The organism is Gammaproteobacteria bacterium (assembly GCA_036381015.1).
Taxonomy (GTDB): domain Bacteria; phylum Pseudomonadota; class Gammaproteobacteria; order Steroidobacterales; family Rariloculaceae; genus ZC4RG20.
Genome location: DASVDR010000010.1, coordinates 34835 through 49861, shown reverse-complemented (window position 1 = coordinate 49861; position 15027 = coordinate 34835). Strand labels below are relative to the sequence as shown.

Genomic DNA, 15027 nt, shown 5'->3' with positions numbered 1-15027 from the left:
CCATGGCGCGTATCGACGCGTTTCTGAAGCTCGGCCTCGCGCAAGGCTGCTCCGACGTGCACCTTGCGGTCGGCGTGCCGCCGATGCTCCGCCTTCATGGCGACCTCATGCCGATCAAGTTCCGCGATCTCGGGGACGCGGAGCTCGAAGGCTACGTCGACGAGATACTCACCGAGTCGCAGAAGGAGCGCTTCCGCGCCGGGCACGATCTCGACTTCTCCTACGTCACCGAGGACGGCGGCCGCTTCCGAGTGAATCTCTACCGCAAGGCCACCGGCATCGGCGCCACGTTCCGCAGCATCCCGACGCAGATCCCGACGCTCGAGAGCCTGAATCTTCCGCCCGTGATCACGCGCTTCTGCGACCTCCATCAGGGCATGGTGCTCGTTACCGGCTCCACCGGCACCGGCAAGTCGACGACGCTTGCCGCGATGATCGACCACCTGAACACGACGCGGAGCCTCAACATCATCAGCCTCGAGGATCCGATCGAGTTCGTGCACCCGAGCAAGCGCTCGCAAGTCATACAGCGCGAGCTCGGCACTCACATCCACAGCTTCGCCGACGGCGTACGTGCGGCGCTGCGCGAGGACCCGGACGTGATCCTCGTCGGCGAGCTTCGCGACGGCGAGACGATCAGCATGGCGATGACCGCAGCCGAGACCGGCCACCTCGTGCTCGGCACGCTGCACACGACGAGCGCCGTGAAATCCGTCGACCGCATCATCGACGCGCTGCCGACGGAGCAGCGCGAGCAGACGAAGAGCTTTCTCGCGCATTCGCTGCACGCGGTAGTCACGCAGAACCTGGTGAAGACGCCGGACGGGCGCGGGCGGCGGGCGATCGTCGAGATTCTGATCATGAACCGCGCGATCGCGAAGCTGATCATGACCGAGCAGACGCATCAGATTCCCGCGCAGCTCCAGACGGGCAAGGACGTCGGCATGCAGCTGATGGACCAAGCCCTCCTCGACGCGATCGCGAAACGCCAGATCGACGCCGACGACGCCTACCGGTTCGCGAACGACCGCAAGAAGTTCGAGCGCTTCGTCACCGACACGACCGTGCTACCGAGCTCGAGCGCGGTGTGAGAACGGGAAAGCCGCCATGTCGATGATCGAGGACTTCCTGCGCAGCATGCACCTCCGGAACGGCTCGGATCTGCACGTGATCGCCGGCGATCCTCCGCGGATGCGGGTGAACGGCGATTTGATCACCGTCCAGAACCAGAAGCTCGACCCGGAGGAGCTGCGCACGGAGCTCGCGGCGCTGATGAGCAAGACCGCCCTCGAGCAGTTCAATCGGCACGACGCCGCGGACTTCGCGCACACGATCCCGGACGTCGCGCGCTTCCGAGTGAACGTGTTCCGCCATTTGAACGGCGTCGGCGCCGTGTTCCGCAGCATTCCCGCGAAGGCGCTGACCCTCGAGCAGCTGAACATGCCGAAGGCCGTCCACGAGCTGAGCCGCGCGAACCGCGGCCTGATCCTCGTCACCGGCAAGACGGGCTCGGGAAAATCCACGACGCTCGCCGCCGTCATCGACGCCATCAACAGCCGCCTGAAGGGGCACATCATCACGATCGAGGATCCGATCGAGTTCGTGCACCAGCGTAAGCTCTGCCTCATCAGCCAGCGGGAAGTGGGCGTGCACAGCCCATCGTTCTCCGCGGCGCTTCACTCCGCTCTGCGCGAGGATCCGGATGCGATCCTCGTCGGCGAGCTGCGCGATCTCGAGACGATGAGCATCGCGATGACGGCCGCCGAGATGGGAATTCTCGTGATGGGCACGCTGCACACGAACGGCGCCGCCGCCACGATCGACCGCGTCGTCAACATCTTCCCGGCGGACAAGCAGGATCACGTTCGCAACATGCTGTCGACGTCGCTGCGGGGCGTCATCTCGCAGCAGCTGCTGAAGAAAAAGGACGGCTCCGGACGAGTCGCGGCCCTCGAGATCCTCGTCAACACGCCCGCCGTCGCCAACTTGATCCGTCAGGGCAAGCTCGAGCAGCTCGAGAACGTCATGCAGTCGAGCGCGTCCACCGGCATGTGCACGATGGACTCTTCTCTGAAGAAGCTGCTCGACGACGGCATGATCTCCGGGCAGGAGGCGTACCTCCAGGCTTTCGACAAGACGAAGTTCGAGCAGTACAAGGATATCGCGTGACGCACGGCCGCGCTCAGCGGTAGTGCTCGGAGCTCTTCTCGTTCTCGGTGCAGAAATACTCCAGCAGATCGTCCTCGGGCAGCAGCGTGAGCGTGGGCTTATAGGTGATCGGCCGCGTGTAGGCGGCCGGATCGTCGATCGTGATCTCGATCTCGAGATGGCCCGCATTCGGCCGGCGGAAGCGCTCGATCACGCGGAGCTCGGAGCTGTTCGGGTGCCCCATGCCGTCCAGCCAATGCCGATCGTTGAACCCCACGGTCTCGACGACGAGCGTGTCCCCCTCCCATCGGCCCGTGGAATAGCCCATCCACCGCGGCACCGGATTCTCCACCGGCCGTCTGCCGTCGAGGAAGATCTGGCGAAACACCGTGTTCTCCTCGTAGAGAATCAGGACCAGCGACGGCGTCTGCACGATCTTGTACGGAAGCGGAACGCTGTTGATCCACGGCACGCCGGTCGGTTTGCAGTGCGCGACCGGAATCTCGGCGGGCGAGCCCTCCGTGCGCTGCCGGAACAGGTCCGCCGCCCACGGCTGGAAGGGCACGTCCTCGGGCTTCATATCGGCCGCGATCGAGATGAAGTACTTGGGGAACGGAATGTGCTCGACGCTGACGATGTTCATCGTCGGATCGATGTCGGGAATCCAGACGCCGGACAGATCGGGCTTCTCGTCCGCCGTCTTCGGCGCCGGCGCCGAAAGGTCCGGCTCCCCGTCCGCGGTGCGGGGGAACGAAGCGTCGACGCGCTTCGCCCACTGGGCCTGCGCGGAAGACGCGGCCGCGAACGCGACGGCTAGCGCCGCCGCGGCGACGACGGGTCTCATCGCCCGCTCCTGCCGGCCGGGCCCGTGAGCAGCGTTTCGCCCGTCGCGGTCAGCACGATCGCCTTGGCGTTCGCCGTGTTCGAGCCGTCCTTCGCATGGTAGCCGTCGACCCTGACGACGTCGCCGACCTTCATCGAGTCGCGCGTCCAACCGTTGCGCATCAGCAGGTTCGGGCTCGCGAGCTCCACCGCCCAGCTCGCGACCTTTCCGTGCTCGTCCGTGACATCCATGTAGAACCAGGTATGCGGGTTCTGCCACTCGAGCTTCGTGACCATGCCGGTCAGCTCGATCGGCTTGTCCACGTCGAACGTGGCGGAGAATGCGTGGTGGGATTGCGCCGCGGGAAGAAATGCGATGCCGAGGAAGAGTGCGACCAGCCTGCCGATGCTCATGACGGCTCCTCCTTGGAGAAAGAAGGAAAGCAAAGACCAGCCGCGGACGAGTATAGGCGATCGCGGGCGCCGGGGGTATCGGCGCGAGCTGCCCGTGCCTGCCCGTACGCGCGCCATGCTCGGAGTGCGCCAAATTCTCCCCGCAGCCGCATCGGGACGCCTCCGGATGGCATAATTGCACGGCCCCCATCGGAGCTCCCGGAGTGACCGCACAGAGAAGGATTCTCGTCACCAGCGCCCTGCCCTACGCGAACGATTCGCTGCACCTCGGCCACGTCGTCGAGTACGTGCAGACGGACGTCTGGGTGCGCTTTCAGCGCATGCGCGGCCACACGTGCTATTACGTGTGCGCGAGCGACGCTCACGGCACGCCGACGATGCTGCGCGCCGACCGCGAAGGCATCTCCCCCGAGGAGCTGATCGCGAGAGTCAGCGAGGAGCACGCCCGGGATTTCGCGACGTTCCGGATCAGCGTCGACAACTACCTCACGACGCACGCTCCGGAGAACGAGGAGCTCACGCGCGGAATCTATTCCCGGCTGCTCGCGGCCGGGCACCTGCACCGGCGCACGATCGAGCAGGCGTACGACGACGTCAAGAAGATGTTCCTGCCCGACCGTTACGTCCGCGGCACATGCCCGGTCTGCGGCAAGGAGGATCAGTACGGCGACTCCTGCGAGCGCTGCGGATCGACGTACTCGCCGATGGACCTCGTCGATCCCGTGTCGGTCGTGTCCGGCACGCGTCCGAGCGTGCGCCGGTCGGAGCATCTGTTCTTCCGTCTGGGCGACTTCGAGGACGAGCTGCGCGATTGGGTGCCGCATCACGTCGACGAGGTCATGGTCCGCAAGCTGGACGAGTGGTTCGAGGCGGGCTTGAAGGACTGGGACATTTCCCGCGACGCGCCCTACTTCGGCTTCGAGATCCCCGGCGAGCCCGGCAAATACTTCTATGTGTGGTTCGACGCGCCGATCGGCTACATGGCGAGCTTCCTCGACCTCTGCCGGCGCTGCGGAATCGACTTCGACGCCTATTGGGGGCCGGACAGCGACGCCGAGCTCTATCACTTCATCGGCAAGGACATCGTGTATTTCCATACGCTGTTCTGGCCGGCCGTGCTGAGCGGCGCGGGCTACCGTCGCCCTTCCGGAGTGTTCGTGCACGGTTTCCTCACCGTGGACGGGCAGAAGATGTCGAAGAGCCGCGGCACGTTCATCAATGCCGCCACGTTCGCGAAGCACGTCGACCCCGACTACTTGCGCTACTACTTCGCGTCGAAGCTCGGGCCGAACGTCGACGACATCGACTTGAGCCTCGCGGACTTCGTCGCCAAGGTGAACGCCGATCTCGTGGGCAAGGTCGTGAACATCGCGAGCCGTTGCGCGGGCTTCGTGCACCGCCTCGGGGACGGAAGCCTCGCCGCCGCGCTGCCGCGCGCCGATCTGCTCGAAGCGTTCGCGGGCGAGAGCGACGCGGTCGCGGCCGATTACGAAGCGAGGAACTACGCCCGCGCGATGCGCCGCGTGATGACGCTGGCCGATCGCGCCAATCAATACATCGACGAGGAAAAGCCCTGGGTCAAGGCGAAGGACTCAGCGCGGGCCGCCGAAGTGGTCGGCGTCTGCACGCTGGGGCTGAACCTCTTCCGCGTGCTGATCGTCTACTTGAAGCCGGTGCTGCCCGAGCTGGCCGCGCGATCCGAAGCCTTCCTCGCGATCCCGCCGTTGACCTGGGACGACGCGAAACGTCCGCTGCTCGGGCATGCGATCGAGAGATTCCGGCCGCTTCTCGAGCGGGTCGATCCGGCCGCCGTGGAGGCGGTCGTCGAGGAGACGCGCGCGGCGGCCGAAAGCCGAAAGGGAAACACCATGACCGACCAGGCGCAAATCGAACCCGCGGAGATCGACATCGATCTCTTCTCACGCATCGATCTCCGAGTCGCGCGCGTCGTCACCGCCGAGCACGTCGAAGGCGCGGACAAGCTGCTGAAGCTCACGCTCGACACCGGCGGCGCCGAGCGTGTCGTCTTCGCCGGCATCCGCGGAGCCTACGAGCCGACCGCGCTCGAGGGGCGGCTCGTCGTGCTCGTCGCCAACCTGAAGCCGCGCAAGATGCGCTTCGGCACGTCGGAAGGCATGGTGCTCGCGGCGAGCGGATCGGACCGCGGGGGCGTCTTCCTGCTGCACCCCGACGAAGGCGCCGAGCCCGGGATGAAGGTGAGCTGAGAAGCTCGCGCGCACGGCTCGAGGTGCGGCCCACGGACGGAACGAGGCGACCATGGAGCTTTTGCTGATCATCATCGCGGCCGCGCTGGTCAACAACTTCGTGCTCGTGCAGTTCCTCGGCCTATGCCCGTTCATGGGCGCGTCGCGACGCGTGGAAGGCGCGGTGGGCATGGCGCTCGCCACCGGGCTCGTGCTGACCACGGCCTCGGGGCTGAGCTACCTCGTCGACAGCCTGCTCCTGATCCCGTTCGACCTCGAGCATTTGCGCCTGATCGCCTTCATCCTGGTGATCGGCGGGGCCGTTCAGCTCACCGAGATTCTCGTGCGGCGGCTGTCGCCGATGCTCTACCGCGTGCTCGGGCTCTACATCCCGCTGATCGCCAGCAACTGCGCCGTGCTCGGGGTCGCGCTCCTGAACTCCACCGCGAGCCGCAGCCTGGTCGCGGCGCTGTTCTACGGTGCCGGCGCCGCCCTGGGCTTCGGAATCGTGCTCGCGATGCTCGCCGGCCTGCGCGAGCGGCTCGATCGTGCGGACGTGCCGCGTCCGTTTCGCGGCAATGCCATCGCGTTCGTCACTGCGGGTATCATGTCGCTCGCGTTCCTGGGATTCGCCGGCTTCGCCCGGCTGTGAGTAGCGGCTCCCTTCCAGGCCCCGTCCCTTTTCATGTTCACCGGTGTCATCATTCTGACGGGACTCGCCCTCGCGCTGGCCGCCACGCTGCTCGCCGCGTCCCGGCTGCTGCCCGGCGACGACGACGGTGCCGTGGAGCGGGTCGAGCGCCTGCTGCCTCGCATCCAGTGCGCCCAGTGCGGCTATCCCGGCTGCCGCCCGTATGCCGAAGCGATCGTGAACGGTTCCACCGACATCAATCGCTGCCCGCCCGGCGGTGAGACGACGATTCGGGATCTCGCGGCGCTGCTCGGCCGCGAGCCGAAGCCGCTCGATTCGAGCCTCGGCCGCGCAAGCATGAGCCGCGTCGCACGTATCGACGAGGAGGCCTGCATCGGCTGCAATCTCTGCGCCCGAGCCTGCCCGGTGGATGCGATCGTCGGCATCCCGCACATGATGCACACGGTGATCGCGCGCCATTGCACGGGGTGCGAGCTCTGCTTGCCGCCGTGCCCCGTGGATTGCGTCGAGCTGGTGCCGCGCGATGCTTGAGCTCACGCCCGATCGCAGGCTGACCGGCGGCCTGCGGCTGCTCGCGCACAAGTCGGAGTCGACGACCGAGCCGATTCTGCGCGGGCTCGTTCCGCCGGAGCTGATCCTTCCGCTGCACCAGCACGGCGGCAACCCGGCCGTGCCGATCGTCGACGTCGGCCGGGAAGTCGCGAAAGGCGAGACCGTGGCGGCGGCCGGCGACATGCCGTCGGCGGCCGTGCACGCTTCGAGCTCGGGCCGTGTCCGCGCGATCGAGGAGCGGCTCGTGCCGACCGGGAGCCGACTACGGCGCTCCCTCTGCATCGTGATCGAAACGGACGGCGAGGACAGGCGCGCGGCGCCGTCCGAGCCCCTGGGGTGGCCCGAGTCGGCGACCGCGCGGATCGAGCGCATCGCCGAGGGCGGGCTCGCGGGCCTCGGCGGAGCCGTCTTCCCGACGGCCGCCAAGCTCGCGGCGGTCGCCGGCCGCTGCAAGGCGCTGATCGTCAACGGCGCGGAATGCGAGCCGTACATCAGCTGCGACGACATGCTGATGCGCGAGGCGCCGGAAGAGATCGTCGCCGGGGCGCTGCTGATGTGCGATCTCGTCGGCGCGCCGGTCTGCATCCTCGTGATCGAGCGCGACAAGCCGCGTGCGATCGAGGCGATCGGCGCGGCCGCGCGCGCGGCCGGCGACCCGCGCCTGCGCCTCGCCGAGGTCCCGACGATCTACCCGGCCGGCGGCGAGCGCCAGCTGGTCGAGCTCTTGACCGCGGAAGAGGTCCCGAGCGGCGAGTTTCCGAGCGCGATCGGCTACGTGTGCCAGAACGTCGGCACGGCGTTCGCGCTGCACCGCCTCGCGACGCGCGGTGAGCCGCTCACCTCACGCATCGTCACGATCACGGGTCAGGGCGTGGCGCGGCCCCGAAATGTCGAAGCGCCGATCGGCGCGCCGATCGGATGGTTGATAGAGCAATGCGGCGGCTACCGCCCGGACGTGGCGCGGCTCATCCACGGCGGCAGCATGATGGGCTACGCGTTGCCGAGCGACGACCTGCCGATCACGAAGGCCACGAGCTGCATCGTCGCCGCCGGCCCGGGCGAAGTCCGGCAGAGCTTCGAGGAATGGGCGTGCATTCGCTGCGGCGACTGTGCGTCCGCGTGCCCGGCGCGGCTTCAGCCGCAGGAGCTCCTCGTCGCCGCCGGTGCCGGCGATTTCGCCCGGCTCGAGGCGCTCGGCCTCGACGACTGCATCGAATGCGGCTGCTGCGACGTCGTCTGCCCGAGCCACATCGTCCTGACCGAGCGGTTCCGCGCGGCGAAGCGCGCGCATGCCGCCCACGTCCGCCGCCTCGAATTGTCCGCCGAGTCGGAGGAGCGCTACCGCCGCCGCGAGCGTCGGATCGAAGACGCCGAGAGCCGCGCCCGCGCGGCGCAGGAAGCCCTGAAGGCCAAGCTGCGCGCGGACGAAGCGGCCCGCCGCGAGGCCATCGAGGCCGCGGTCGAGCGGGCGAGACGCCGCAAGAGCCGCAATGTCTGACGGCGAGCCGCTCGGAGACGGGTGACGTGAAGTTCGAGACCGCGGCGCCGCCGCACGCCGTTCCCGTCAGAGGCGTGCCGCAGATCATGCGGCGGGTGCTGCTCGCGCTCGTCCCGGCGGCCGCCGCCTACACTTGGTTCTTCGGCTTCGGGCTGCTGATCAACTTCGTGATCGCGGCCCTCGCGGCCCTCGTCACCGAGGCGGCGATCTTGAAGCTGCGCCGCCGCCCCACGCGGCGCGCGCTCCGGGACTGCAGCGCCCTCGTGACCGCCGCGCTGCTTGCGTTCGCGCTCCCGCCGCTCCTGCCGTGGTGGATCCCCGCCCTCGGCGGCTTCGTCGGCATCGCGCTCGCGAAGCAGCTTTACGGCGGCCTCGGCAAGAACCTGTTCAACCCGGCGATGGTGGCCTACGTGCTGCTGCTCGTGTCCTTTCCGATCCAAATGACGCAGTGGGTCCCGCCGCGGATGGGGGACATCGACTATCGGCCGCTCGGCTTCGTCGGCACGCTCCGCTACAGCCTGTACGAGGAGCTGCCGCCATCGCAGTCGCTCGACGCGCTCACAAGGGCGACGCCGCTCGACACCGTCAAGGAAGGCCTCCGCTCTCAGCGCACGTTCGAAGAGCTGCGGGGTCTGTCGCTGATCGGCACGTTCGGCGGCCGCGGCTGGGAATGGGTCAACAACTTCATCGCGCTCGGCGGACTGTATCTCCTGTACGCCGGGATCATCCGCTGGCAGATTCCGGTCGCCGTGCTTGCCGGCCTGCTGGTGCCCGCGGGGCTGCTGCACCTGCTCGACTCGAGCCGTTTCCCTTCGCCGGCCTTCCATCTCTTCAGCGGCGCCGCGATGCTCGGGGCGTTCTTCATCGCCACGGATCCGGTCTCGGCCGCGACCAGCGACCGGGGCCGGCTCGTTTACGGCGCCGGAATCGGCGTCCTGACTTACGCGATTCGAACCTGGGGTGGGTACCCGGACGGTCTCGCCTTCGCGGTGCTGCTGATGAACGCCGCCGTGCCGCTGATCGACCGGTACACGCAGCCGCGCATCTATGGACACTCCGCAGGGTAAGCCGCTCGTGACGCTGCTGCTCGTCGGCCTCGTCGCGGCGGGCGCGGCGCTGCTCGTCACGACGAGCTACGAGCTGAGCCGCGAGCGGATCCTCGAAAACGAGCGGGAACGCCTTCTCCAAAGCCTCTACAGCGTGCTCGACCCCGAGCTTCGAGAGCGCGGGCTCGTGCCGACGCACATCACGGCCACCGACCGGGAGCTCCTCGGAAGCGACAATCCGATCGACGTGTTCGTCGTCGCCGACGACGGCAAGCCCGCGGCCGTGATCTTCGCGCCGGTTGCGCCCGACGGCTACAACGCGCCGATCAGGCTCCTCGTCGGCGTGTCGCCCGAAGGCGTGCTGACCGGCGTGCGTGTGCTGAGCCATCGGGAGACGCCCGGGCTCGGCGACGCGATCGAGCTGCGCAAGTCCGATTGGATCCTCCAGTTCGACGGCAAGAAGCTCGGCGACCCGCCGCTCGCGCAATGGGCCGTGGACAAGGACGGCGGGGCGTTCGACTCCCTCACCGGCGCGACCATCACTCCGCGCGCCGTCGTCGGGGCCGTCCGCAACACGCTGCTATACTTCGAGCGCCATCACGACGAGCTGTACGCCGAAGCGCAATGACGGTGCCGGATAGGCAAAACGTGCAAATCCTGCAACAGATGCCGGACATGCAGTCGGGCATGCAAGGCGTTCTTTACGCCACCACGCAGCAGGACGCGCCGGCCGGAGTGCTGCGCGGCGCGCTTTTCGCCGGGCTCTGGAGCAGCAACCCGGTGCTCGTGCAGCTTCTCGGCCTTTGCCCGCTGCTCGCGATCACGACGACGGCCGTCTACGGTTTCGCGCTCGGCGTCGCCACCACGGCCGTGCTCGTCGTCACGAACGCGGTGATCTCCGCGATGCGGCGTTCGCTCGTGCCCGTCGTCAGGATCCCGCTGTTCGTGCTGATCATCGCGTCTCTGGTGACCTGCATCGACTTGCTGACGAATGCGTTTCTTCACGACTTGCACGAGGTGCTCGGGCTCTTCATCCCGTTGATCGTCACGAACTGCGCCATCCTGGCGCAAGCCGAGACGGTAGCGAGCCGCAGGCCGGTCTGGATCTCGGCCTGCTCGGGGTTCGCCACCGGGCTCGGGTTCTGCCTCGTGCTGGTCGCGCTCGGCGCGCTGCGGGAGGCGGCCGGTCAAGGCACGCTGCTCGCGGGCACCGGTCTGCTGCTCGGCGGCGGCGAAGATCCGTTCCGGATCGACTTGCCGTTCGACGGCGTGCTCGCCGCGGTCCTGCCGCCCGGCGCGTTTTTCGGGCTGGCCGTGCTGCTCGCGATTCGCAATCTGCTGACCCGCGAGCCCGACCCGTCGAGGCTGCCGATCGCGGAGGAACCCGCGTCGAGCGAGGACCGCGCCCCGTGAATCCGGCGAAGCGCAGGGCGATCTTCGAGCGCTTCGCGCGTCACGACCCGAGCCCCACGACGGAGCTCGAGTTCGGCTCGCCGTTCGAGCTCCTCGTCGCGGTCGTCCTTTCGGCGCAATCCACCGACGTCGGCGTGAACAAGGCCACGGCGAAGCTGTTCCCCGTCGCGCGCACGCCGCAGCAGATGCTGGCGCTCGGCGAGGAAGGGTTGAAGCGTTACATCAACACGCTGAACTTCTTCAACACGAAGGCGCGCAACCTGATCCGCACCTGCGAGGCGCTCGTCGAGCGGCACGGCGGCGAAGTGCCGCGTGACCGCGAAGCGCTCGAGGCTCTGCCGGGCGTCGGCCGCAAGACGGCGAACGTGATCCTGAACACCGCGTTCGGCGAGCCGGCGATCGCGGTCGACACTCATATCTTCAGGGTCGCGAACCGCACGAATCTCGCCCCCGGCAAGACGCCGCGGGACGTCGAGGACAAGCTCGTCAAGGTCACGCCGGACGAGTTCAAGAAGAACGTCCACCACTGGCTGATCCTGCACGGGCGCTACGTCTGCAAGGCGCGCAAGCCGAACTGCCCGGAATGCCTGATCGCGGACCTCTGCGAGTACAAGGCGAAGACGTTGCCGGCGGCGGACGGGCGGGCACGATCGAACGCCCGTCCGAAGCGTGCTGCCGTCAGCGCTTCGGGACGTACAGGTCGGTGACGGTGCCGGCCGCGACCTCGGCCGCGAATGCAATCGTCTCCGAGAGCGTCGGATGCGGGTGAACGGTGAGGCCGATGTCCTCCGCGTCGCAGCCCATCTCGATCGCGAGCGCCGCCTCGGCGATCAGGTCGCCGGCGTTCGGACCGACGATGCCGGCGCCGAGCAGGCGCTTCGACTCGGGATCGAACAGCAGCTTGGTCGAGCCCTCGGAGCGGCCGAGCGACAGAGACCGGCCGCTCGCGGCCCATGGGAACACGCCCTTCTCGTACGGGACCTTGCCGGCCTTCGCCTCGTCCTCCGTGAGACCGACCCACGCGATCTCCGGATCCGTATAGGCGACCGACGGGATCACGCGGGCATCGAAGAAGCTTTTGTGGCCGGCGGCCGCCTCGGCCGCGACCTTGCCCTCGTGCGTCGCCTTGTGCGCGAGCATCGGCGCGCCGACGATGTCGCCGATCGCGAAGATATGCGCGACGTTCGTCCGCATCTGCTTGTCGACCGGGATGAAGCCCCGCTCGTCGACGTGAACACCGGCCGCCTCGGCACGAATTTCCCGGCCGTTCGGCCGGCGGCCGACGGCGACGAGCACACGGCCGTAGACCTCGGGCTCGGCCGGCGCCGCGTCGCCCTCGAAACGGACCGCGATCCCGTCCTTCCCGGGCGTCATCTCGACGACCCGGGTGCCGAGCATGATCGCTCCGTACCGCGCCTCGAGCCGCTTCTGCAGCGGCCGCACGAGATCGCGATCGCAGCCCGGGATCAACGTCTTCGTGAGCTCGACGATCGAGACCTCGACGCCGAGCGCGTCGTACACGGTCGCCATCTCGAGCCCGATGATGCCGCCGCCGACGACGAGAAGCCGCTTCGGCAGCTCCTCGAGCTCGAGCGCCGACGTCGAATCCATGATCCGCGGATCGTCCGGCAAGCCCGGCAGCCGCGCGGGCTCGGAGCCGGCCGCGATGATGCACTGATCGAACGTCACGCTTTCCGTCTTGCCGTCGCGCTCGACCTCGATGCGGTCGTGCGCGGCGAAGCGACCCGTGCCCTGAACGACCCGGACGTTGCGCTGCTTCGCCATCGTGCCGAGGCCCTTCGTGAGCTGCCCGACGACGCCGTTCTTCCACTCCCGGAGCTTGCCGGTATCGATTCGAGGCGAGCCGAACTCGATGCCGTGCGCGCTCATCTCCCTCGTCTCCTCGATGACGCGGGCCGCATGGAGCAGGGCCTTCGACGGAATACAGCCGACGTTCAGGCAGACGCCGCCGAGCGCCGGCCAGCGCTCGATCAGCGTGACCTCGAGCCCGAGATCCGCGGCGCGGAACGCCGCGGTGTAGCCGCCGGGGCCCGAGCCGAGCACCGCGAGGCGCTTGCCGCCGCCCGCGGCCGCTTCCGCGAGCGCCCTCGCGCCCGGGGCGCGTTCCGGCCCGTTCCCCGTCCGGCCGGGCCCGGGGCCGCGCGCTTCGCGGGTCGCGGGCTCGACGTCGGCGGAGCCGACGGCGGGTTCGGGCGAAGGCGCCGCTGGCCCGCCCGCTCCCGAAGCCGCCCCGGCGGCCTTGCCGGCGTCCGGCGGCGGCGCGCCCGCCTCCGTTGCCGCCTCCTCCGGGTCGAGCACGACGATCAGATCGCCCGCGGACACCTTGTCGCCGACCTCGACGCCGACCGACTTGACGACGCCGGCCTGCGGCGACGGCACGTCCATCGTCGCCTTGTCCGTCTCGAGCGTGATCAGCGGGTGTTCCTTGTCGACGCGGTCGCCGACAGCGACATGCAGCTCGATGACGTCGACGGCCTCGAAGTCCCCGAGATCGGGGACCCGGATCTCGGCCTCGCTCATGGAATCGCCTCGAGCAGCCGGTCGACCTGACCGAGCGTCTCGGCGAGGCGGGTCGTGAAGCGCACGGCCTCCGCGCCGTCGATCACGCGATGATCGTACGAGAGCGAGAGCGGCAGCATCAGGCGCGGCACGAACTGGCCGTCTTGCCAGACCGGCCGCCATTGGTTGCGCGACACGCCGAGGATCGCGACCTCGGGCGCGTTGATGATCGGCGTGAAGAACGTGCCGCCGATGCCGCCGAGGCTCGAAACCGTGAACACGCCGCCCTGCATGTCGTCAGGCCCGAGCTTGCCGGCTCGCGCGCGCTCGCTGAGCGCGCCGAGCTCCGCGGCGAGCTCGTAGACGTCCTTGCGGTCCGCGTCGCGGATCACCGGGACGACCAGTCCGTTCTTCGTGTCGACGGCGAACCCGAGGTGCGTGTAGCGCTTCACGATCAGCGTCTGGCCGTCCTTCGCGAGCGACGACTTGAAGCGCGGGAACTCGGCCAGCGTGAGCACGCACGCGCGCAGAATGAACGCGAGCGGCGTGAGGCGGATGCCGCGCTCGGCGGCCTGCTCCTTCAGAGACTGCCGGGTTTCCTCGAGCTCCGTGATGTCGGCCTCGTCGTGCTGCGTGACATGCGGCAGGTTCACCCAGCTCGCGTGCAGGCGCTGCGCGGAGATGCGCTGAATCCGACTGAGCGGCTGATGCTCGATCTCCCCGAACTTCGCGAAGTCGATCTCGGGAAGCGCGGGCAGCGCACCGCCGCCGGCTCCGCCGCGGAGCGCCTCCTTGACGAACGACTTGACGTCGTCGGCGCGAATACGCCCCTTGGGGCCGGTGCCGCGCACCCGCCCGAGATCCACGCCGAGCTCGCGCGCGAGCTTGCGGACCGACGGGCTCGCGTGTGCACGCGAGAACGACCTTTCGTCGATCGGCGCGGGGACCGGGGGCTGCGCGGCCGGCGCCGCCTCGGGCGCCCGCCGGGGTCCGACGGCCGCCGGAGCCTCGGATGGGACCGCCGCCGCATCGGCCGAGCGCGTGGCGATCGCCGTCGGCGCGCTCTTCGGCGGCTCGGGCTGCGGCGCGGATGCGAGCCGGGGCTGAAGCTTCAGAATCTCGTCGCCCGCCGACACTCGGTCGCCGACCGCGACGCTCAGGGACAGCACGACGCCGGGCTCGGGCGCCGGCACGTCCATCGACGCCTTCTCCGTCTCGAGCGTGATCAGCCCCTGCTCGGCCTCGACCTCGTCGCCCTCGCGGACGAGCACTTCGATCACCTCGACGTCGGCGAAGTCGCCGAGGTCAGGCACGGTCACCGATCTCGGCCGGACCTCCCCGGCGGCCGCCGCTGCATCCTTCGCTCCGCTCGGCTCTCGCCCGGCAGCGCCGTTGCCGCCCCCGCCTTTCGGCCTCGCCGCCGCGGCGGGCGGGTCGTCGGAGGCGCCGCTCTTCGCTGCGGACGGCGATGGGCCGCCGGTTTTCGGCGCCGGCTCCTGCGTCCCTGCGTCGGCACCCTCCCGCACCGTGTCGCCGTCGACGACCATCAGCACGTCGCCGGTGGATACGCGGTCGCCGACCGAGACGCGGATCTCGACGACGGCGCCGGCGGCCGGGGACGGCACGTCCACGGTCGCCTTCTCGGTTTCGAGGCTGACGAGCGGGTCTTCGGGCTCGATGCGGTCGCCGACCTTGACGAGGATGTCGGTGATCTCTACGTCGCCGGCGTCGCCGAGATCGGGTACGGAAATTTCCACG

Annotated in this window: 14 protein-coding genes; 10 read left to right on the top strand and 4 right to left on the bottom strand. The window is 68.8% G+C overall.

The window, feature by feature from the left end; genetic code table 11:
- Nucleotides 1–2: 2 nt before the first annotated feature.
- Together VF329_03735 and VF329_03730 are read left to right on the top strand one after the other, a co-directional pair.
- The gene (locus tag VF329_03735) at nucleotides 3–1091 is read left to right on the top strand and encodes a PilT/PilU family type 4a pilus ATPase (GenBank protein ID HEX7080105.1); all 1089 of its coding nucleotides are present in this window, start codon (nucleotides 3–5) and stop codon (nucleotides 1089–1091) included.
- Nucleotides 1092–1107: 16 nt separating this feature from the next.
- Complete coding sequence (locus tag VF329_03730; GenBank protein HEX7080104.1) at nucleotides 1108–2169, top strand: type IV pilus twitching motility protein PilT; 1062 nt, start codon at nucleotides 1108–1110, stop codon at nucleotides 2167–2169.
- 13 nt (nucleotides 2170–2182) lie between these two features.
- Here the strand turns inward: VF329_03730 and VF329_03725 are convergent, their stop codons facing one another.
- On the bottom strand, nucleotides 2183–2992 hold the full coding sequence (locus tag VF329_03725; protein ID HEX7080103.1) for a hypothetical protein: 810 nt from the start codon (nucleotides 2990–2992) through the stop codon (nucleotides 2183–2185).
- Nucleotides 2989–3384 carry a DUF6152 family protein gene (locus VF329_03720; GenBank protein ID HEX7080102.1) on the bottom strand — a complete coding sequence of 132 codons (396 nt, stop codon included), beginning with the start codon at nucleotides 3382–3384 and terminating at the stop codon, nucleotides 2989–2991. Before VF329_03720 ends, VF329_03725 begins: the two co-directional genes overlap by 4 nt.
- A gap of 203 nt (nucleotides 3385–3587) precedes the next feature.
- Here VF329_03720 and metG point away from each other — a divergent pair, with 203 nt between their 5' ends.
- From metG to nth, 8 genes are read left to right on the top strand one after another with little or no spacing between them, the layout of a single operon-like run.
- A complete protein-coding gene (gene metG / locus VF329_03715; GenBank protein ID HEX7080101.1) occupies nucleotides 3588–5609 on the top strand; it encodes a methionine--tRNA ligase in 2022 nt (673 codons plus the stop codon).
- A gap of 52 nt (nucleotides 5610–5661) precedes the next feature.
- Nucleotides 5662–6240, top strand: coding sequence for an electron transport complex subunit RsxA (rsxA, locus tag VF329_03710; GenBank protein HEX7080100.1), 579 nt, complete (start codon nucleotides 5662–5664; stop codon nucleotides 6238–6240).
- Between the two features lie 33 nt (nucleotides 6241–6273).
- A complete protein-coding gene (gene rsxB / locus VF329_03705) occupies nucleotides 6274–6771 on the top strand; it encodes an electron transport complex subunit RsxB (protein ID HEX7080099.1) in 498 nt (165 codons plus the stop codon).
- Nucleotides 6764–8290: an electron transport complex subunit RsxC gene (gene rsxC, locus VF329_03700; protein ID HEX7080098.1), complete on the top strand. Its 1527-nt coding sequence runs from the start codon at nucleotides 6764–6766 to the stop codon at nucleotides 8288–8290. Before rsxB ends, rsxC begins: the two co-directional genes overlap by 8 nt.
- A gap of 26 nt (nucleotides 8291–8316) precedes the next feature.
- Nucleotides 8317–9357: an electron transport complex subunit RsxD gene (rsxD, locus tag VF329_03695; GenBank protein HEX7080097.1), complete on the top strand. Its 1041-nt coding sequence runs from the start codon at nucleotides 8317–8319 to the stop codon at nucleotides 9355–9357.
- Nucleotides 9338–9964 carry an electron transport complex subunit RsxG gene (rsxG, locus tag VF329_03690; GenBank protein ID HEX7080096.1) on the top strand — a complete coding sequence of 209 codons (627 nt, stop codon included), beginning with the start codon at nucleotides 9338–9340 and terminating at the stop codon, nucleotides 9962–9964. Before rsxD ends, rsxG begins: the two co-directional genes overlap by 20 nt.
- A 20-nt stretch (nucleotides 9965–9984) precedes the next feature.
- Complete coding sequence (gene rsxE / locus VF329_03685) at nucleotides 9985–10749, top strand: electron transport complex subunit RsxE (GenBank protein HEX7080095.1); 765 nt, start codon at nucleotides 9985–9987, stop codon at nucleotides 10747–10749.
- The gene (gene nth / locus VF329_03680; protein HEX7080094.1) at nucleotides 10746–11456 is read left to right on the top strand and encodes an endonuclease III; all 711 of its coding nucleotides are present in this window, start codon (nucleotides 10746–10748) and stop codon (nucleotides 11454–11456) included. The genes rsxE and nth overlap by 4 nt, the downstream gene beginning before the upstream one ends.
- Here nth and lpdA read toward each other — a convergent pair.
- Together lpdA and aceF are read right to left on the bottom strand one after the other, a co-directional pair.
- Nucleotides 11428–13290: a dihydrolipoyl dehydrogenase gene (lpdA, locus tag VF329_03675; GenBank protein HEX7080093.1), complete on the bottom strand. Its 1863-nt coding sequence runs from the start codon at nucleotides 13288–13290 to the stop codon at nucleotides 11428–11430. The genes nth and lpdA overlap by 29 nt on opposite strands.
- The gene (gene aceF / locus VF329_03670) at nucleotides 13287–15026 is read right to left on the bottom strand and encodes a dihydrolipoyllysine-residue acetyltransferase (protein ID HEX7080092.1); all 1740 of its coding nucleotides are present in this window, start codon (nucleotides 15024–15026) and stop codon (nucleotides 13287–13289) included. Before aceF ends, lpdA begins: the two co-directional genes overlap by 4 nt.
- Nucleotide 15027 lies beyond the last annotated feature (1 nt).